An 18,788-nucleotide genomic window follows, 5' to 3' on the forward strand; every position below is an offset into this window, starting at 1 on the left:
GGCATCGTACGTGCCGCCATCGTAGGTAATCTCCCGTGAGCGTCGTGGACCCGCTGGGGGCGAGGCCGCCGGTCGAGGTGGAGCTGACAGAGCGCGAGGAGGCCACAGTGGCGACGAAGACGGCGACCGGTGGACTGAGCCGGATCACCATCGTGGCGCCGCGGACCAGGATGGACCTGGCGCTGCCGTCCGACGTACCCCTGGCCGACCTGCTGCCCACCCTGCTGCGCTACGCCGGCGAGGACCTCGCCGACGAGGGCGTCCGGCACGGCGGCTGGGCCCTCGCCCGGCTCGGCGGCCAACCGCTCGACGGTGGTCGCACCGCCGCCCAGCTCGGCATCCGGGACGGCGAGGTGCTCTATTTCAACCCCCGCGCGGCAGCCACCCCGGAGATCGTCTTCGACGACGTGGTGGACGCGGTGGCGACCGCGACCAACCAGCGGGCCGGCACCTGGCAGGTCGGCACCACCCGCGCCTTCTCGGTGCTGCTGGCCGGCCTGACGCTGGCCGCCGGAGCGGCCGTGACGCTCCTCGCCGGACCGCCCCAGCTGCCCGGCGCGCTGGCCGCGCTGCTGGTGGCGGTCGCCCTGGTGGTCACCGCGGCGGTGCTGTCCCGGGCCGCCGGCGACAGCCGCACCGGCGCGATCCTGGCCGTCGCCGGGATCGGGTACGCGGCCGTCAGCGGCCTGCTCGTCCTCGGCGGTGACCGCGGGCTGACCGAGCTGGCCAGCCCGCACGTGCTGCTCGCCGGCACCGCGGTGGTGCTGTTCGGTGCGGTCGCCGCGCTGGCCGTCGGCGACCGGATGCCGCTCTTCCTCGGGGCGGTGGCGGTCGGCGCCGCGGCCGGCTTCGGCGCGCTGCTCTGCCTCGCCCTCGGCATCGACGCGGCGGCGGCCGCCGCCGTGGTCGCCACCGTCGCGTTCGCGACCGTGCCGATGCTGCCGATGACCGCGTACCGGCTGGCCCGGCTGCCGGTGCCCTCCATCCCCACCGGCCCGGACGACCTGAAGACCGACACCGAGACCGTCGACGGCCGGCGGGTGCTGCGGCAGAGCGAACGGGCCGACGAGTTCCTCACCGGTCTGCTCTGGACGGTGTCCCTGCTGGTGCTGGGCAGCCAGGTCGTCCTGGCCGTCGACGGCCGGCTACCGGCGGTGCTGCTCTGCCTGGTGCTGGCGCTGCTGTCGCTGCTGCGGGCCCGGCCGTTCATCGGGCGCGCCCAGCGCACCCCGGTGCTGGTCGCCGGGACCGCCGGGCTGCTCCTGACCGCGGCGGCCGTCTTCGCCGCCGGCTCACCGGCGGTACGGCTCGGCGTGGTCCTCGGCGGCCTGCTGCTGACCACCGTGGTCAGCCTCATCTACGGGTTGACCGTGGCCGGCAAGCGGATCTCGCCGGTGTGGGGCCGGGTCCTGGACATCGTCGAGATCCTGCTGATCGTCGCGCTGGTGCCGCTGGCCGTCTGGGTCTGCGGCGCCTACGGCTGGATCGTCAACCTCCGACCCTGATCGTCCCGGCGGCGGTCGCCACCGGGGTGGTGGCGTAGACCCCCGGCCCGTGCTGCCCGTCGAGCGGCCGGGCCGACACGCCGCACCGCCGGGCCACCTCGCGTACCGCCTCGACCAGGGCGTCGACGTGGTCGTCCCGGCCGGCCACCCGCAGCAGCGGCGGCACCCACGGGTCGCCCGGCACCACCACGGCCGCCACCGTGTGCGACGGCGCGGAGGTCGCCGTGACGGCGTCCACCAGCGTCCCCAGGGACGCCTCCGGACGCCGGCGCAGGGTCAGGCAGCGCTGGGTCCAGCCGCCACCGCGCAGGCCGGTCCAGGTCTCCGCGGGCGGCTCCGGCGCCAGGTCCAGCCCCGCCGCGGAGACCACCGCCGCGCGCAGCTCGTCCCGGCCGAGCACCCGGTGGGGCAGGCCGGCGGCGTTGAGCGCCTTGCCCAGCCGGCCGACCCCGGCGGCCACCGTCCGGTGCACGCCGCGCATCCCGCCGCCCCGGGTCACCGCCTCGGCCCGCGCGTCCGGCACGGAGAGCCGCAGCGCCACCCAGACGGTCCGGTGGGCGGCCGGCGGGGCGCCCGGGGCCGGGTACCAGACCAGGGTGTGCGAGACGACCTGGGTGAGGGTCACCGGGGCGGTGAAGTCGGCGAGCACCCGCAGCGCCCGGTCCACCGTGGCGGACTCGACCGTGCCGGCCGGCGCGCCCGCCGCCCCGGTCAGCGCGACCGCCGCGAACCAGCCCCGGCCGTCCTGGCCGATGCCCAGCCGGGTGCCCCGCTCGGTCAGCTCGATCACGCTCAGCTCGGGGGTGAGCGCGGCCAACCGTGGGTCCACCACGTCACCGGCCGCGACGGCCGCCCGGGCGTCCTCCCCCCGGCGGCGCAACCGGCGGCGCAGCAGCAGGTCCTCGTACCACCAGCGTCCGCCGCGTCGGGCGAAGGTCGCCACCGTGAGCAGCACGGCCAGTCCCGCCACCGTGCCGACCAGCCAACCCGGCCCGTCGAGCACCGCCCAGACGGCGACCGCGCAGAGTTCCACCACGACCAGCTGGCCGACGGCCACCGCCCCGATCCGGCCGCGCCCGCGCCGGTCGGCCGGCACGACCGGACGGTCGGCCGGTACGGCGGGCACGGTGGGCGTACGACCGGGTGGCACCTGAACCTGCGTCATCGGTGAGCGTCCCTTCTGGACTCCACGGGCGTCCGCCGCCGGCGGCGTGGCCGGCGGCGCGTGGGCGGGGGCCCCGGTGAACCGCCGACGGCCCCTTATCGTAGGGAAGCCCGCGGCGACGTTCTGACCTGATCGTCGCGGAACCACCCCCGCCGGAGGTCAACCATGCGGACCCGCCGCGACCAGGTGCAGGCGTACCGCTTCGTCACCCGCCGCATCGTCTCGGCGCTGCTCGCCGGCGACCCGGAGACCACCAACCTCCCGATGCGGCGGCTCGGCATGGCCGTGGCCGGCAGCGTGCTCGCCGCCGCCGTCGTGCTCGGCGTGGCCGGGGCGTACGGGCAGCTCACCGGGAACACGGCTCCGCTGGAGGAGAAGACGCTCGTCATCGAGCGGGAGACCGGCGCGACGTACGTCTTCCTCGAGGGGACGCTGCACCCGACGTTGAACTACGCCTCCGCGCGACTGATCCTCAACGAGCCGGACCCGCAGGTCCGCACCATGTCGCGCAAGGCCATCGGCGACCGTCCGCGGGGTCGCACGGTGGGCATCGTCGGCGCCCCGGACGCGCTGCCGGACCGTGGCTCGCTGGTCGAGCTGCCCTGGTCGGTCTGCGACGTGCCGGATCCGGCCGACTCCCGCCGGTCGCGTACCCGGATGGTGGTCGGCCGGCCGCTCACCGGCGGCGCGCCGCTGGCGGGCCGGGCGGTCCTGGTCGAGTCGGACGGGCAGCGTTTCCTGCTCACCGGCGGGTCTCGGCTCCAGGTCGTCGGCGACGAGGGGACGCTGGCCGCGCTGCGGATGACCGGCGCTCCCACCCTGGGGGTCGGCCAGCAACTGCTCAACGCGGTGCCGGCGGGGCCGCCGCTGCGCCGCCCGGCGATCGAGGGTGACGGCAGCCCGAGCGGCCGTACGGTCGGCGACCGGCCGGCCCGGGTGGGCGAGGTGTTCCGGGCCGCCGGGGCTCACTACGTGCTGACCCGCGAGGGACTGGCCAACATCGGCGAGATCACCGCGCTGCTGTTGAGCAGCGACGACGGTCAGATTCGCGACATCAGCCCGGACCAGGCGGGCGAGCTGTTCGACGGCCGGCGGCTGGAGGCCGACGGGATGCCGACGAAGCTGCCCGCGCTGTACCCGGTCCGGGCCGGGCAGACGGTGGTCTGCGCGACGTACCGGGCGGGCCCGGCCGGCGGCCCGCCCACCACCGCGCTGGAGGTCTTCGACCGGGCACCGGCCGAGCTGTCGGCGCCCGGCGGGACGTCGGTGCGGCAGGGCGCCCGGGACGCGGTCCGCACCGCCGAGGAGGTGCTGCTGCCGCACGGCAAGGGTGTCCTGGTCCAGGCCGCGCCGGGGGCCGGCGAGAGTGCGGAGGCGGCGGCCGGCGCCACGGTCTACCTGATCGGTGGGCAGGGGGTGCGGCACCCGCTGGGCCGGGCCTCCGGTGACGCCGTCGCCGCCCTCGGGTACGGCGGCGTGCCGCCGCTGGTGGTGCCGTCGGCACTGCTCGCGCTGGTGCCGACCGGCCCCACCCTCCAGCGGGAAGACGCGCTGGCCCACTACGCAGCGGACGACGAGGAGGCCGGTGGCGCACCGGCCCCGTCCGGCCCGGCCGCCCAGGGATCGACGCGGGGCGGCTGACCGGGGCCGGTCGGCGGGTCGCCCGGGTTCGCGGGTGTCGACTAACCTGAATGTGCCCACGGCTTCGACTATGGACAACGGGGATGCTGCCATGACCGGGCGCACGACAGTCGACGTACTGTCCCTTGAGGACTTCCACCAGCGGTTGGCGGATCGTCTGGCCCAGGCCGAGACGGCGCTCAGGAAGCTGAACACCGAGCTGGCCTGCCGCCCGCCGGCGCTCGGCACCTTCACCGACGGCACCGGCAACGCCCGCCGCTACAGCGACGTGCAGGCGAGCTACGCCGAACGGGTCGCCCAGCTGCGTCGGGCGGTGGCGGCGGCCCGGACCGCCACTCAGACGATCATGACGAACTACCGCACCACCGAGGCCCGCAACGCGGCTGCCGCCGCCGACATCGAGGCCGCGCTCAACGGCGTCAACGAGGTGCTGAACGAGCGGGAGGACGGGCGTGACTGACTACACCCACCATTACCAGCACGTCAGCCACAAGGAGCTCTACGACGCGGTCGTGCAGGCGGGCGACCCGGGCCAGGTCGACGGCCTGGCCAGCCAGTGGAGCACGCTCAAGGACACCCTCGACGACCTGGCCCGGGATCTCGACGCCGACCTGGACAAGCTCGCCGGCACCTGGTCCGGCGACGCCGCGCGCGAGTTCGTCGACCGGCTCTCCCTGGTGGTGCGCTTCTCCGGTGAGCTGGCCGAGGGCACGGCCCAGGTCCGGCAGGCGCTCACCGACATGGCCGACGCGCTGCGCGTCGCCCAGCGGGACGCCGAGAGCCCGGAGGAGACCGACGACCACGACAAGATGATCTCCAAGGCCAAGGACGGCGCGATCTTCGGCGTCGGTGGGGCGATCATCGGCGGGTTGATCGGCCACCAGCAGGACAAGGCCGAGCAGGAGAAGGCCCACCAGCGGATGGTCCAGGTGGTGTCCAGACTGGCCGAAAGCTACGAGGTCTCCGCGTACGGACGGGTGGTCGACGCCCCGGTCCCCGACCCGCGGCTGCCCGGCGGCGCCGACGGGCCCAGTTCGACGGCGCGGAGCGGCCCGGGGTCGAGCACCCCGTCCGCCGCGCCGACGACCGGGCTCGCCGGGAGGCGCGGCGACGCGTCGGTGGACACCCCGGGCAGTGTGTCGCCCGGCCCGACGGGCGGTTCCGGCACCCCGGAGGCGGGCACCGTGGGCGCCGGCGCGGGTGGCCCGGGCGCGGGTGGCGCGGTCCCCGGCGGCACCGCGACTCCGCTCGATCCCGGCGCCGGCACGCAGCTCGCCGGCGCGGACCCGCTGCTCGGCGGCGCGCTGGTCGGCGGGGCGGCGGTGGGGGCGGCCGGTCTGGCGGGGGCGACCCCGACCACGCCGGGCACCCCGGGCGTCGGGCCCGGCCTGACGTTCGGCGCGCCGGGCTCCGTACCGGCGGGTGGAGTGGTGGGCACCGGCTCGCTGGCCTCCTCGGGCCGGGGGGCTCCCGCGCCGTCGGCCCGTCCGGCCGCCGGAGCCCCGGGCATGGAGAACCGGGCCGCGGCCGGCACCGGCCGGCTGGCTGCGGGTCAGGCGGGCGGCAACGCCGGCGGCACGGGCCGGCCGGGTGCGGGGGGCGCGCCGGCCAACCGGCCCGCGACGGCACCCGGCGCGGCCAACCGCAACGGCGTGCTCGGCGGCCGGGGCCAGCACGCCGAGGAGGACGACGACGCGCGGCTGACCTGGCTCACCGAGGACGAGATGGTCTGGCACGACGGCGACCGGGCCGCGCCGCCGGTGCTCGGCGCAGACCACTGACCGACGATCGTCGGCCCGTCCGGAGGGGTTCCGCCGGGCAGGCCGCCGGCCGTGGTCGGGCCTAGGTGACCGGCGGCGGGAGGCGCAGCGCAGCCCTTCCGCCGAGCTTCGCGGTGGATGTTCCGGACCGGACGGTTGCGCTACGGTTCCGTCCGAGTGCGGTCGACGACGATCCAGCACTGTCGAAATCATGGGGGTGTCGGGTGACTGATCCGGATCGACGAACGGCGCTGACTCTCACGCTGCGCCACCCGCCGGCGGCCTTCCTCTACGCGGCCACGACGCCCCGGGTACGGCTGGACGGCGTCGACGTGACGGTCCCCGGTTGGGGCAGGCACAGCATTCCCGTCGACCCGGGGCAGCACCGGCTGGAGGTGTGGGTGCCGTACGCCCTCCCACGGCGGGTGGGACGGGTGACCCGGGAAGTGAGTGTCGACGAGGGGAGTGAGGTCAGCCTGGAGTACATGGCGCCCACGATCACCTTCGGTCGCGGTGCGCTCGGCGCACCGGGCGAGCAGAAGTCCACCGGCTACTCCGCCGTGATGATCGCCAACGTCGTCGCCGCGGTCGTCGTCCTGGGCCTCTGTGCGGTGCTCGCCTTCGCCTGACCCCGACTGACGATGCGCGGCGAGGTGTCGGCGGTGATCGCGATGGGCTCGATGGTGGGAGGCGGATCCAGCTGAACGACCAGGGCTCGGACCGGATGGCGCAGATCCAACGCGAGCAGATCGCCGCGTACGAGCGGCGCGGGCCGTTCTGGGGACGCGTCACGCAGTTCGCGACGGCCGGCGCGCTCATCGCTGGGATCGTCGTCTCGCTCCTGGTCTTCAGCACCCTGGCGAGCCTCTACCCCGGCACCGGTGCGGTGAAGTCCACTCCGGCCGAGCAGCCGGCTGAGGCCGACGTACGGGAGTGCCGGCGGGTCGGGCCGGTGAGCGGTGACGGACTCGGCTACTGGTGGCACTGCGCGGTGACGGTCCGGACCTGGGATGGCCGCGAGGTCGACACCGTGGTCGGGCATTCCGTCGTCACCCCGAAGGACCGGGGTAGGTCGGTCGAGTTCCGTGAAGTGTGCGACGAGGAGGGCAACTCCGACTGCCGGTACGGGCGCCCGGCGCCGCGCATCTGGGCCCTTGCGGTGGCGATCCTGGGCCTCCTCAGGGTGGCCACGGTCCTGCTCCTGATCATCGGGACCGGGTTCGCCCTCGTCCGAGGAGTGGTGGGTGTGCCGGCGTACTACGCCTGGAACAACCGCAGGGGGAAGCGTACGACCTGACGCTGGACGCACCTGACCGGCTCCCACGGCGGGACGGTCGCATCCCGGTCGGGAGCCGTCCGTCCACACCGCACGTGGTGGCCCGGTTCACTCGCCCCACCGCCGTCGAGCGCTGCGGGTGCCGGCCGGGGACGCTAGGTTGGAACCGTGCCTGCCGCAGCGACCGCCCGCCCGTTCTGGCCGGTGACGCTGCGCGCGCTGCGCGACCTGGCCCGGCTGGCGCTGACCGCCCTGGTGCTCGCCCTGGGCGTGGGCGCGGTCGAGGTGGACGCCGCCGACGTGCGCGCGACCGCCGCCGTCGCGGCGGCCCGCCCCGGCGTGGTGGTCTCCCGGGTGGCCGAGCTGTCGCCCACCTCCCGGCCGGTCGCCGAGGCGCCGGCCGAGCGGCCGCTGCCCGTCCGGCCCGCCACCGTTCCCGCCGCGCCGGCCTCCGTGCCGTCCGCGATGCCCGCGGCCCCCGGCGACCCGGTCCGGGACGCCACCGGCCTTCGCGGCCCACCCCGGCGCTGAGCCTCGCGACACCCGTCCGGGTGTCGGACCGCCGCCGGGTGTCGTCCCGGCCGCGCAGCTCCGGCACCGCGGGGTAGTTCCCCGCCGCTTCCCGCGCCCGCCTGCCGGGCGTGACCTCCTCCGTCCACACCGTTCCCACCGTTAGGTGCTGGTGATGCAGACCGTGCTCTCCTCCGTCCTGCTCGATGTCCCCGCCGCCGCCGTGATCTGGCTGGCGCTGCTCGCGGTCGCGGCCGTGGCCGTCGCGGCCCTGGTCGTCCGTCCGGGCCGGCTCCGGTCCGCCGTCACCGGCCGGTTCCACGAGGCCGCGCTCCCCGCGCACCTGGAACTGGCCGAGGAGGAGCGGGAACGCGCCCGGTACGCCCAGGAGATCGCGGTGGCGGCCCGGCGGGCGGCGGCGACGGCCGAGCGCCGGCGCGCCGAGTGGCTGGCCGTCCAGGAGGAGGTCGAGTCGGCGTGGCAGGCCTACGAGGACGCCGAGGCGGACGTCCGGCGACTCTCCGCCGCCGCGGCCATGCCGCTGCCGCAGACGGTCCGGACGCCGGCCGAGTACGCCGACCGGGAGCGGTACCTGCACCGGGCCGCGCTCGAGGCGCACGGGCGCAAGGAGCTCTCGGCGGAGCAGCTCAGCGACGTCCTCGCGAACCGGGGTGGCTGGGATCCGCGCCGGCACCCGGTGGAGCAGGAGCTGGTGCTGCGCCGCGCCGTGCGGGACAACCTGGCCGCCCGGCACCGCGCCACCGTGGAGCGGGAGCGGGAGTCGTGGCGGGCGGCGGACCTCGCCGCCGCCGCGGCCCGGAGCCTGCGGGAGGAGGCGTTCGCCGCCATCGACCGCCGCCCCGACGAGGCCGCCTCCCTGCTCCCCATGCCGACCACCGGCGCCTCCACCGAGCCCATCCGCGAACCCGTCACCGCGGCCCGCCAGCGCACCATCGCCCCCGCCTGACCCACCCACCCGCCTCCCGCGATGCCGCGGTGACGGCCCACCCGCGCCCCATCCCGTCCGCGGGGAACCGAATCGCATGATCGCGGCGCGGGTGGGTTAGCGTTGCGGGTATGTCCCGGGAAGCGTGGCTCCTCGTGGTGGTCGGCGGGATCCTGGCGCTGGGCACGCTGGTCGGCGCGGTGCTGCTGGCCGTCCGGGTGGTCCGGACCCGACGGCTGCTCGGCTCGCTCGGCGCCGGCGGCAAGGTGGCCTTCTACGGGGCGCTGATCTACACGGTCCTCCCGGTGGACGTGCTGCCCGATCCGATCTACCTGGACGACATGGGCGTCCTCGCCGGGGCGCTGCTCTATCTGGGCCGGTTGGCCGCCCGGCGCCGCGCCGCGGCCCGCGAGCTGCCCGGGCAGCCCGACACTCCCCCTGGTCAGGAGCGGGTACGCCCCGTGCCATGATCGGTACCGGACGGGGCGAGAGCGGCACCGGACCGGCGGACAGGAGACGGACATGTCGGGCGACCATCGGCTGGACCCGCACGACGAGCGGGTCGCCCTCTTCTGCCGGGAACGGCACCTCGCCACCCTGACCACACTGCGCGCCGACGGCACCCCGCACGTGGTACCCGTCGGGGTCACCTTCGACCCGGACGGCGGCCTGGCCCGGGTGATCACCTCGAAGGGCTCCGCCAAGGCCCGGCACGTCGCCGCCGCCGGCGCCGGTGGCACTCCCGTCGCGGTCTGCCACGTCGACGGCCGCTGGTGGCTCACCATCGAGGGACGGGCCGTGGTCCGCACCGACCCGGCGTCGGTGGCCGAGGCCGAGCGCCGCTACGCCGAGCGCTACCGCCAACCCCGCCCCAATCCGGAGCGGGTGGTCATCGAGATCGCCGTGACCCGCCTCCTGGGCAGCCTGCCGCCCACCCCCTGACGCGCCCCGCGCCGTCGGCGGTACGGACCCTGATGTCCGGTCCGCGTCCGCGTCCGGAGGCCACCACCACGTAAAGTCTGCGCCGTTACGGGTCGGTTGTCCGTTTCCGCGGTGGCCGCCGGCCACCGGGCGGCGGAATCGACGGGAGCCGGCGGTGGTTACATTCTGCGTACGGCCGAACAGCGGCGAGCAAGCACGGCGGCTGGGGGCGGAATGAGCCCCGGCCGGCGGTCGTTACATCACCGGTGTGCGAGTGGCCGGATGCCCGGCACACCGATCCCTTGGCAATCGAGCGCCTTTCCCGGTGCTTGCGTCCGTGTCCCCTGACGTGGACGTCAAACCCCCGAACGGAGCTTCGACGTGAACCCGATCTTCCGCAACAGCATGCTCTCCGTCGCCGGCCTGATCCTCACCGGTGGCGCCATCGCCGGGCCCGCCATCGCGGCGCAGGCCACGCCGGCCGAGAAGGCGGCCGCCGCCCCGGTCGTGTCGGAGAAGAGCAAGGGCGCGGCCCCGAGCAAGGACAAGAGCCGCGCCGGCTACGAGTACCAGGCCCAGCCGAACTTCTACTACTGCGGCCCGACGTCGACCGGGATGGCCCTGTCCGCTGCCGCGGGCAAGACCGTCAGCCTGGACGAGCTGGCCGAGAAGCTGGGCACCACCGAGAACGGCACCGACTCGGCGTTCGACATCACCCGGGTGCTGAACGAGTACACCGACGGCAAGTACAAGACCACCGAGCTGAGCACGGACGTCGCCTCGAAGGAGCAGATCGAGCGGCTCCGGGCGGACGTCAAGGCCGCGCTGGCCGCGGGTGAGCCGATCGTCGCCAACGTCCTCGGCAACGCCTACGACGTCGACGGCAACGTGCGTGGCTTCCCGGGCCACTACGTGACCGTGGTGGAGTACAAGGACAACGGCAACACCGTGAAGATCGCCGACCCGGCGGCCCCGGACGTCCAGGAGTACTGGATGGAGACCGCCGAGCTGGCCAACTGGATCGCGGGCCGCGGTTACAGCTCCTGATCCACGCACACCGACGAGGGCCGGTCTCCCCGACAGGGGGACCGGCCCTTTCGTCGTCTCAGCGCCGGGCCACCTCGTCGATCAGGCCGGCGAGCAGGGCCACCCGGGGCACCACCGAGTCGAGGTCCAGCCACTCGGCCGGACTGTGGTCGTCGCCGCCGACCGGACCCAGCCCGTCCAGCACCGTCGCGCCCGCCTCGGCCAGCAGGTTGGCGTCGGCGCAGCCGCCGGTGGCGGTGTGCGACACCGGCAGACCGAGCCCGGCGCCGACCTTCGCCGCCAGTTCGGTGAGCCAGCGCCCCTCCGGGCCCGGCTCCCAGGGCGGGGTGGGCGCGTGCACGGAGAGCTCGCCGCGCACCCCGGCGACGATCGGCTCGGCGACCAGCCGGCGGATCTCGGCCAGCGCCGCCGCGTACTCCCCGGTGCGCCAGGCCCGCAGGTCGACCAGCATCCGGGCCCGGTCGGCGACCACGTTGGGCCGCCCACCGGACTCCAGCACCCCGACGTTGACGGTGACCCCGGGCCAGCGCCCGTTGAGCGCGTCCAGGGCCACGGTCAGCCGGGCCGCGGCGAGCAGCGCGTTCGCCCCCCGCTCCGGCTCGATGCCGGCGTGCGCGGCCCGACCGCGCAGCACGATCTCCAGGTCCGCGACGCCCTTGCGCGCCGACACCAGGTCACCGTTGTCGCGGGCGCACTCCAGGCAGAGCGCCACGTCGGCCTCCGCGCCGAGGGTACGCAGCAGCGGGCGGCTGCCCGGCGAGCCGATCTCCTCGTCCGGGGTGCAGACCAGCACCAGCTCGCCGTACTCCTCCCGGCCCAGCGCGCCCAGCACCTCCACGGCGGCGAGCCCGGCGAGCAGGCCCCCCTTGTCGTCGCTGACCCCCGGCCCGTACGCCCGGCCCTCCTGCACCCGGAACGGCCGGTTGGCGGCCGTGCCGGGCGGGAAGACCGTGTCGAGGTGACCGGCGAGCAGGATGCGCCGCTCCCCCCGGCCCCGCCGGCGGGCGATCAGCACGTCGCCGAGCGGGGCGCCCGACGGGTCGGCGACCGCTTCCCGTTCCACCGCCAGCCCGGCGGCCAGGCACCAGGTCTGCACCAGGTCGGCGGCCTCGCGCAGGCCGTCCACCTGCCCGGAGCCGGAGTCGACGGCGACCAGCCGGGCCAGCCGGTCGTGGTACGCCCCGAGCCGGTCACCGGCCGCGGTGAGCAGAGGGTCCATCAGAGCACCTTGTCCAGGAAGGCGCGGGTGCGCTCGTGGCGGGGGTTGCCGAGCACCTGGTCCGGGGTGCCCTGCTCGACGACGACGCCCCCGTCGAGGAACGCGACGCTGTCGGCGACCTCGCGGGCGAAGCCCATCTCGTGGGTCACCACCACCATGGTCATCCCGTCGGCGGCCAGCCCCTTCATCACGTCGAGCACGTCGCCGACGAGTTCCGGGTCGAGCGCCGAGGTGGGCTCGTCGAAGAGCATCAGCTTCGGGTGCATGGCCAGCGCGCGGGCGATCGCGACCCGCTGCTGCTGGCCGCCGGAGAGCTGGCCGGGGTAGTTGTTGGCCTTCTCGGCCAGCCCGACCCGCTCCAGCAGCCGCACCGCCTCGGCGCGGGCCTTCTCGCGCGAGGTGCCGAGCACCCGTACCGGGGCCTCGACGATGTTGCCGAGGGCGGTGAGGTGCGGGAAGAGGTTGAACCGCTGGAACACCATGCCGATGTCGCGGCGGCGGCGGGCCACCTCGCGGGCCTTCAACTCGTACAGCTTGTCGCCCTGGCGGCGGTAGCCGACCAGGTCGCCGTCCACCCAGAGCTGTCCACCGTCGATCCGCTCCAGGTGGTTGATGCAGCGCAGGAAGGTGGACTTGCCGGAGCCGGAGGGGCCGAGCAGGCAGCTCACCTCGCCGGGGGCCACGGCCAGGTCGATGCCCTTGAGCACCTCGACCGCGCCGAACCGTTTGGTGACGCCCTCGGCGCGCACCATCGGGGTGGTCGTCTCGTCGCGGGCGGCCGGCACGGCCGCCTGTTCGGTCACGGTCATCGGACGCCTCCCCGGGCGAAGCCGCGGCCGAACCGCCGCTCGATCAGCCACTGGCCGGCCGAGAGCAGGCTGACCAGGGCGAGGTACCAGATGGCGGCCACCACCAGGAGCGGGATGACCTTGTAGTTGTTCTGGTAGACGGTCTGCACGGCGGTCATCAGGTCCCGCCCGGCGATCACCGACACCAGCGCGGTGGACTTGAGCATGGTGATGGTCTCGTTCCCCATCGGCGGGATGATCACCCGCATGGCCTGCGGCAGCACCACCCGGCGCAGGGTCAGCGTCGGGCTCATGCCGAGCGCGGCGGCGGCCTCCGCCTGCCCCTGGTCCACGGCGAGGATGCCGCCGCGGATGACCTCGGCCGCGTACGCCATCTCGTTGAGCGACAGGGCCAGCACGGCGGCGACGGTCCCGGTCACCACGACGCTGGTGGGCTTGTCGAAGAGGATGGTGCCGGTGAACGGCACGGTCAGGGTGAGTCGGGGGAAGAGCGCCCCGAGGAACCCGAAGAAGATGATCTGCACCAGCAGCGGGGTGCCCCGGAAGACCCAGATGAAGACCCAGGAGACGCCGCGCAGCACCGGGTTCTCCGACAGCCGCATGACGGCCAGCAGGACGCCGCCGACGGTGCCGAGCACCATCGCCAGCAGGGTCAACCAGAGCGTGGTGACCACGCCGTCGAGGACGTAGTCCTTGAACAGGTAGTTGGCGATGGTGCCGGGTTCCAGGTTCGGGCTGTCGAACAGCGCCCGGAGGAACAGGGCGGTCAGGCCGACCACGAGCAGCGCGGTCAGCCAGCGTCCGTAGCGACGTACGGGCACCACCCGTACGGTCTCGGTGTCGCTTGTCATTGTGGTGCCTCCTGCGGCGGGGTCCGGTGGGCAGCGCAGCGGAGCCCGCGGTCGCGAGCGGAAGAGGGTGCGGTGCGGCGGTCGCCGGGCGCCTCCGGGCCCGCCCTCACGGATTCGGAGGGCACCCGGCGACCGCGGTCCATGGGGCGGTGGTCCGCCGGGTCAGTCGATGGCCTGGTCGATGGTGGCCTGCTTGATCGCGATCGGGGTCTGCTTCCACTGGCCGAGGATCTTGCCGTAGGTGCCGTCGTCGATCAGGGACTGCACGGCGGCCTGGTACGCCTGCGCGAGCTCCTTGTTGGCCTTGAGGAAACCGAAGCCGTTCGGGCTGGCCAGCCAGCCGTTGGGGGCGGACGGGTCCTCGACCAGGTCCGCCTTGCCGGCCAGCGTGGCGGCGGTGTCCACCAGGTTCACCTTGGTGGCGGCGACCACCTCGACGTTGCCGGCGAGCAGCGCCTGCACGGCCTGCGGGTTCTCCGGGTACTCCTTGACGTCGATCGCCTTGCCGGCGCAGCTGGCCTTGCTGTAGTCGGCGAGGTTCTTGGCCTGGTTGCTGGCCTTCTGCACGGCGACCTTGCGGCCGCAGAGGTCGGCGACGGTCTTGACGGCCAGCGGGTTGCCGGTCTTGACCAGGAAGCCGGTGCCGGAGGCGGAGTAGTCGACGAAGGTGGCGACCTGCTGGCGCTCCTTCTTGTCGGTGATGCCGCCGGCGATGGCATCGTACTTGCCGGCCTGGAGGCCGGGGACGAGACCGTCGAAGGGCTGCTGGCTGAAGGTGGCCTTCAGGCCGAGCCGGGCCGAGGCGGCCTGGAAGAGGTCGTGGTCGAGGCCCTTGAACTCGTCGTTCTTGCCTTCGACCTTGAAGTCGATGAAGGGCTGGTAGGGCGCGTTGGTGGCGACGGTCAGGGTGCCCCGGCCGCGCAGGTCGGCGGGAACCTTCTTGGCCAGGGCGGAGTCGGTGGTGACGGCGCCGACCCCGTCGATGGTGACGGAGACCTGCTTGACCTCGTCGCCGGAGCCGGCGGCGGTGGTGGAGGCGCCGCCGCAGGCGGCGGTGGAGGCGAGGAGGGCCGTGGTCGCGCCGACCAGGGCGAACTGACGGATGCGCATGAGGTGTCCTTCCGGGGGCCAGAACGAACCAGCCTCCGGACTGTAACGCACGTTACGATTTCGGTGGGGTTACAATTTTCTGTAACGCCGCTCAGGCGCCACCGAACGTCTGCTGGGCCGCCTCCATCGCCTTGAGCCGGGTGCCCGCCACCGGCCCCAGCCGGTCGATCACCGCCGCGACGAGGGTCTCCACCAGGGCCAACGCGGGCACGAAGCTGTCGTACGGCGACGGCGACTCGACCCGGCTGGGGAGCACCACCTCGGCCAGGCCGGCCACCGGCGACAGCCACCGGTCGGTGAAGAGCACGACCTTGGCGCCCCGCGCGGTCACCTCCCGGGCCAGCGCGAGGGTCGGCTCCTCGTACCGGCGGAAGTCGAAGAGGGCGAAGAGGTCCCGCCGGCCGACGTCGACCAGCATGTCGGTCCGCTCCACCGGGGTGCGCGGCAGCAGCCGGCTGCCCCCACGCACCTGCATCAGGTGCAGCACCAGGTACTGCGCGAGCAGCCCGGAGAACCGTCCCCCGGCCGCGGTGACCCGCAACTGCTGGTCGGCGAAGAGGCGTACCGCCGCGTCCAGCTCGCCCTGCGGCAGCTCGGCGAGGGTGCCGGCCACCGCGTCCGGCAGGCTGGCCACGGCCCGGGGCAGCGCGCCCGCCGGCGGCGTGCCGGTAAGCTCCGCAGCCCGGTACGCCGACAGCGGCGAGGTCTCCCGCTCGGCCAGCTCCTCGCGCAGCGCCCGCTGGAACTCCGGGTAGCCGCCGAAGCCGAGGCGGGCCAGGAAGCGCAGCACGGTCGGCGCGCTCACCTCGGCCCGCTCGGCGAGCGAGGCGACGGTGCCCAGCCCGGCGGACGGGTAGGAGGCGAGCAGCGTACGGGCCACCCGGCGCTCGGCGGGGCTGCACTCGCCGAGCCGCTGGCGGATCAGCGCCGCGACGCCGACGCCGTGCGGCTCTTCGACAAGATCGTGGTTCGACACGCGCTGAGCGTAACCGGGCGCGGAGCGGGACCGATCCCGCTCCGCGCCCGGCCCTGGGGGTGCGGGTCAGGCCTTGGTGAGGGTGCAGGTGTAGTCGGCGGTGCCCGAGCCGGAGTACGCCTCCACGTCGAGGTAGTAGGTGGCGGTGCCGGAGGCGCTGCGGGTCAGGCTGGCCGACTCGTCGGTGCCGGCGCCGTCGTTGACCGAGCGGGTCACCGTGCTCCCGCCCGAGTCGAGCAGGTAGATGTCGGCGTCGTACGCGGTCGGCACCGCGCAGCTCGCCGTCAGCTTCTGACCGCTGGCCACGGTGAGCGCGAAGTAGTCCCGGTCGGAGGAGCTCTTCATGTCACCGGTGACGGTCAGCGGGTAGGTGTTGCCGGAGACGTCGTTGGCGGCGGTGCGCGTGTCGTTCGGCTCCACCTCGGTGAAGCTGTTCCCGCCCGACGGGGGCGTCGTGGGCGGCGTGGGCGTCGAGCAGTCGGTGACCGGGGTGCCACTGTAGAGGCTGCTGCTCGGCACGCCAGCGTTCACACTCTTCAGGTAGTAGCCGCAGGTCGGCCGGTTGGCGAAGTCGTAGGTCTGGCCGCTGGTCAGCTTCCAGATCTTGAAGTTGGAGTAGGTCAGCGGCTCCCCGGAGACGGCCGCCTCCGGCTGGTGGTCGCCGAGCACGACGTACGCGCTCGGGCCGCTCAGCGTGGCCAGACCAAACTTGTCGATGAAGAGCGAGGCGCCCTCCTCGACACCGACTCCCCAGGCCTTGCCGCCGCTGGTCCGGCCGTCCTTCACCGCCCGGGCCACGAAGGCCATCAGGCGGCCCATCCGGTCCCGGGTGACGAAGTGCGAGTCGTTGACGGTGTTGGCGTAGTTGGGCCAGCGGAACATGCCGGTGGTGAAGGTCAGCGACCGGTCGTACGGGTCGTCGAGAGCGATCGCCGAGGTGGTGCTGGCCGTGCAGGCGTCGTACACGATGTCGCTGTTGACGTGGTGGCCGGCGCTGCCGCCGCCGACGCCGCCACCCTTGGCGACCACGGACTCGACGGACGCCTCCAGCGCGGTGCCCTTCCAGGCCACGTAGCGGCACTGGTCGCCGCCGGCGAAGTAGACGAACTCCGCGTTGCGGACGTCGGTGTTGACCTGCGCGTTGTCGCCGTCACGGGCGGCGGTGAGGGTCAGCGTGGTGCAGGAGTTGACGCCGGTCAGCGGCGTGATGACGTCGCACTCCGGGGTGGTGGTGCCCGAGCCGGCGATCACCACCACGTCGATCGAGCCGGTGCCGCCGCGGATGGCGTTGATCGCCTGGTTCATGGTGGCGGTGATGATGCCGCCCGAGCCGTTCATCGTGTACGCCGGGCCGGACCAGGCGGTCCGGCTGACGTCGGCGCTGCTGCCCTGGCGGTTCCGGGTGACCTGAGCCTGGGCGGCGGTCACCCCCACCGGGGCCACGGTGATGAGGGCCGCGGCCGCGGCCACGAGGGACAGTCGGCGGGGGTTACGGGACAGGAACATGGGCACCTCCGAGGGGCCACGAATCGATGAAACAGAAGTTACATCCATTACGTTCACTGCTCAATACGTAACTTCTGTTACAGCGTGGTGACGATTTCCGATGTCCGCCCCGGTCCCACACCATCCACAAAGCCGTGATGACCCTGGGGCAGACGTCTGCCCCAGGGTCATCACGATCGTTGCCACCGCACGGCTGGGCTCACCCGGCCGTGCTCCGGCGTCAGGCGGGACGGATGGCGATCACCGCGTTGACGAAGGAGGTCGACTCACCGGCCCGGTAGCCGGCGAAGCCGCGACCCCGGGTCACCTCGGCGGCGAACTGCGGGTCCTTCTCGTACGAGGTGCCCGACGTCGACTCGCAGCCCGCCTGGTCGACCAGGCCCTCGGCGAGCCCGACCAGCGCGTAGTCGTAGAAGACGTCGTCCGACGGCGGCACGGTGCACGGGCCGGCGGCGGGGCTGACCCGCTGCTTGCCCGGGGCGATCACCGGCTGCCAGCGCCCGGCCCGGTAGCGGTCGCCCTCGGTCAGCCGGCTCCATCGCACGTTCTCGATGCCCCACACCCCACCGGTGCTGGTCACCTCGGCCCGGCGCAGGTCCAGCACGCTGACCCCACGCTGACCGATGACCCGCAGCGAAGGGTGCCGCGAACCGACTCCGGTCACCTCGAGCGCGGTGTTCTCGTCCAGCCCGAAGACCCGGTCGTTACCGGTGTCCGAGGCGAGCCGGATCGACCGCGCCTCCCGGCCCCGCCGGGAGAAGTGGGTGTCCAGCAACCCCTCGGTGAAGAAGCCGAAGCCCCCCTTCGGCAGGTAGCCCAGCACCCCCGGGTCGTCGAAGTAGCCCGGCTTGGCGCCGTCGCGCAGGCCCGGCTCCGCCGAACCACCGGTGATCATGTCGCGGCCGGCCATGATCTGGGCGCCGGCGCTGGTGCCGGAGACCACCGCGCCGCCGCGCAGCTTGCGCCGGACGGCGGCCAGCGCGGCGGAGTCACGCTGCGCCGTGCCGCGGGTCATCGTGGTGACGTACCGGTACTGGTCGCCGCCGCCGAAGAAGAACCCGGTCATCGAGTTGATCTGCTTGACCACGGCCGGGTCGTCGGCGGCCTCCGGGCGGTCCACGTCGATCGGGATCCACTGGGCGTCCAACGCGCCGTAGGACTTGAACAGGTTGGCGTAGTAGTCACCATTGCAGACGCTGTTGTTGCAGTCCGGGGTGCCGGCGTCGGGGTCCTCCGACGGCACCGGGGCCGCCGCGGTGAAGATGCCGATCCGGGCCTTGCCGGGGCCACCGGCGAGCCGGACGATGTCGCCGTAGATGGTCGCGTTGTCGTCGGCGAGACCTCCACCGACCAGCACCAGGCTGCCGCTGGAGCGGTGGTGGGACGGGGCGGCCGAGGCCGGTGCGGCGACCGCCGGCACGCTCAGCGCGAATGCCGCGCCCGCGCTGACCCCGATGGCCAGCAGGCGGTTCAAGGGCATGACTGCTCCTCACTGGAGACCGTGAGGGCGGGCCGAGGAGAAGCGTACGCGCCGTCGACAGTCGCG

At 74.1% G+C, this 18,788-nt stretch carries 19 protein-coding genes; 11 read left to right on the plus strand and 8 right to left on the minus strand.

The genetic code is table 11. The features are described from left to right. The first annotated feature begins 35 nt into the window (after positions 1 to 35). Positions 36 to 1,505 carry a type VII secretion integral membrane protein EccD gene (gene eccD / locus V6U79_RS06365; RefSeq protein ID WP_334613892.1) on the plus strand — a complete coding sequence of 490 codons (1,470 nt, stop codon included), beginning with the start codon at positions 36 to 38 and terminating at the stop codon, positions 1,503 to 1,505. Here eccD and V6U79_RS06370 read toward each other — a convergent pair. Further along, complete coding sequence (locus tag V6U79_RS06370; RefSeq protein ID WP_334531542.1) at positions 1,489 to 2,670, minus strand: type VII secretion protein EccE; 1,182 nt, start codon at positions 2,668 to 2,670, stop codon at positions 1,489 to 1,491. The two genes, eccD and V6U79_RS06370, sit on opposite strands and share 17 nt — an antisense overlap. Positions 2,671 to 2,835: 165 nt before the next feature. Between V6U79_RS06370 and eccB the strand changes: the two genes are divergently transcribed. From eccB to V6U79_RS06420, 10 genes are all read left to right on the plus strand, one after another. Next, positions 2,836 to 4,311 (plus strand): type VII secretion protein EccB, encoded by a 1,476-nt coding sequence (gene eccB / locus V6U79_RS06375; protein WP_334613893.1) that lies wholly within the window; start codon positions 2,836 to 2,838, stop codon positions 4,309 to 4,311. A gap of 91 nt (positions 4,312 to 4,402) precedes the next feature. Then, positions 4,403 to 4,771 carry a hypothetical protein gene (locus tag V6U79_RS06380; RefSeq protein ID WP_334531548.1) on the plus strand — a complete coding sequence of 123 codons (369 nt, stop codon included), beginning with the start codon at positions 4,403 to 4,405 and terminating at the stop codon, positions 4,769 to 4,771. Then, positions 4,764 to 6,092: a WXG100 family type VII secretion target gene (locus V6U79_RS06385; protein WP_334613894.1), complete on the plus strand. Its 1,329-nt coding sequence runs from the start codon at positions 4,764 to 4,766 to the stop codon at positions 6,090 to 6,092. The genes V6U79_RS06380 and V6U79_RS06385 overlap by 8 nt, the downstream gene beginning before the upstream one ends. A gap of 203 nt (positions 6,093 to 6,295) precedes the next feature. Beyond that, positions 6,296 to 6,700: a hypothetical protein gene (locus tag V6U79_RS06390; protein WP_334613895.1), complete on the plus strand. Its 405-nt coding sequence runs from the start codon at positions 6,296 to 6,298 to the stop codon at positions 6,698 to 6,700. Positions 6,701 to 6,795: 95 nt separating this feature from the next. Next, entirely contained in the window at positions 6,796 to 7,368 is a 573-nt protein-coding gene (locus V6U79_RS06395; RefSeq protein WP_334530583.1) for a DUF6346 domain-containing protein, read from the plus strand. Positions 7,369 to 7,515: 147 nt separating this feature from the next. After that, complete coding sequence (locus V6U79_RS06400; protein WP_334613896.1) at positions 7,516 to 7,878, plus strand: hypothetical protein; 363 nt, start codon at positions 7,516 to 7,518, stop codon at positions 7,876 to 7,878. Positions 7,879 to 8,032: 154 nt separating this feature from the next. Further along, positions 8,033 to 8,824 carry a hypothetical protein gene (locus V6U79_RS06405; RefSeq protein ID WP_334613897.1) on the plus strand — a complete coding sequence of 264 codons (792 nt, stop codon included), beginning with the start codon at positions 8,033 to 8,035 and terminating at the stop codon, positions 8,822 to 8,824. A 110-nt stretch (positions 8,825 to 8,934) separates the two neighbouring features. Next, the gene (locus V6U79_RS06410) at positions 8,935 to 9,273 is read left to right on the plus strand and encodes a YkvA family protein (protein ID WP_334613899.1); all 339 of its coding nucleotides are present in this window, start codon (positions 8,935 to 8,937) and stop codon (positions 9,271 to 9,273) included. 52 nt (positions 9,274 to 9,325) lie between these two features. Beyond that, a complete protein-coding gene (locus V6U79_RS06415; RefSeq protein WP_334613900.1) occupies positions 9,326 to 9,745 on the plus strand; it encodes a pyridoxamine 5'-phosphate oxidase family protein in 420 nt (139 codons plus the stop codon). Positions 9,746 to 10,105: 360 nt separating this feature from the next. After that, a complete protein-coding gene (locus tag V6U79_RS06420; RefSeq protein WP_334613901.1) occupies positions 10,106 to 10,771 on the plus strand; it encodes a C39 family peptidase in 666 nt (221 codons plus the stop codon). Positions 10,772 to 10,829: 58 nt separating this feature from the next. Here V6U79_RS06420 and V6U79_RS06425 read toward each other — a convergent pair whose 3' ends face one another. The 7 genes from V6U79_RS06425 to V6U79_RS06455 form a co-directional block, all read right to left on the minus strand. Further along, positions 10,830 to 11,990 (minus strand): M20 family metallopeptidase, encoded by a 1,161-nt coding sequence (locus V6U79_RS06425; RefSeq protein WP_334613903.1) that lies wholly within the window; start codon positions 11,988 to 11,990, stop codon positions 10,830 to 10,832. Beyond that, entirely contained in the window at positions 11,990 to 12,799 is an 810-nt protein-coding gene (locus V6U79_RS06430) for an amino acid ABC transporter ATP-binding protein (protein ID WP_334613904.1), read from the minus strand. Before V6U79_RS06430 ends, V6U79_RS06425 begins: the two co-directional genes overlap by 1 nt. Further along, positions 12,796 to 13,650, minus strand: coding sequence for an amino acid ABC transporter permease (locus tag V6U79_RS06435; protein ID WP_334613905.1), 855 nt, complete (start codon positions 13,648 to 13,650; stop codon positions 12,796 to 12,798). The genes V6U79_RS06430 and V6U79_RS06435 overlap by 4 nt, the downstream gene beginning before the upstream one ends. A gap of 162 nt (positions 13,651 to 13,812) precedes the next feature. After that, entirely contained in the window at positions 13,813 to 14,760 is a 948-nt protein-coding gene (locus V6U79_RS06440; RefSeq protein WP_334613906.1) for a transporter substrate-binding domain-containing protein, read from the minus strand. A 91-nt stretch (positions 14,761 to 14,851) separates the two neighbouring features. After that, the gene (locus V6U79_RS06445; protein WP_334530612.1) at positions 14,852 to 15,736 is read right to left on the minus strand and encodes a MurR/RpiR family transcriptional regulator; all 885 of its coding nucleotides are present in this window, start codon (positions 15,734 to 15,736) and stop codon (positions 14,852 to 14,854) included. Positions 15,737 to 15,802: 66 nt separating this feature from the next. After that, complete coding sequence (locus tag V6U79_RS06450; RefSeq protein WP_334613908.1) at positions 15,803 to 17,242, minus strand: hypothetical protein; 1,440 nt, start codon at positions 17,240 to 17,242, stop codon at positions 15,803 to 15,805. A 220-nt stretch (positions 17,243 to 17,462) separates the two neighbouring features. Further along, a complete protein-coding gene (locus tag V6U79_RS06455) occupies positions 17,463 to 18,722 on the minus strand; it encodes a cyanophycinase (RefSeq protein ID WP_334613909.1) in 1,260 nt (419 codons plus the stop codon). Between the last annotated feature and the right edge of the window lie 66 nt (positions 18,723 to 18,788).

The organism is Micromonospora psammae (assembly GCF_036902725.1).
GTDB lineage: Bacteria > Actinomycetota > Actinomycetes > Mycobacteriales > Micromonosporaceae > Micromonospora.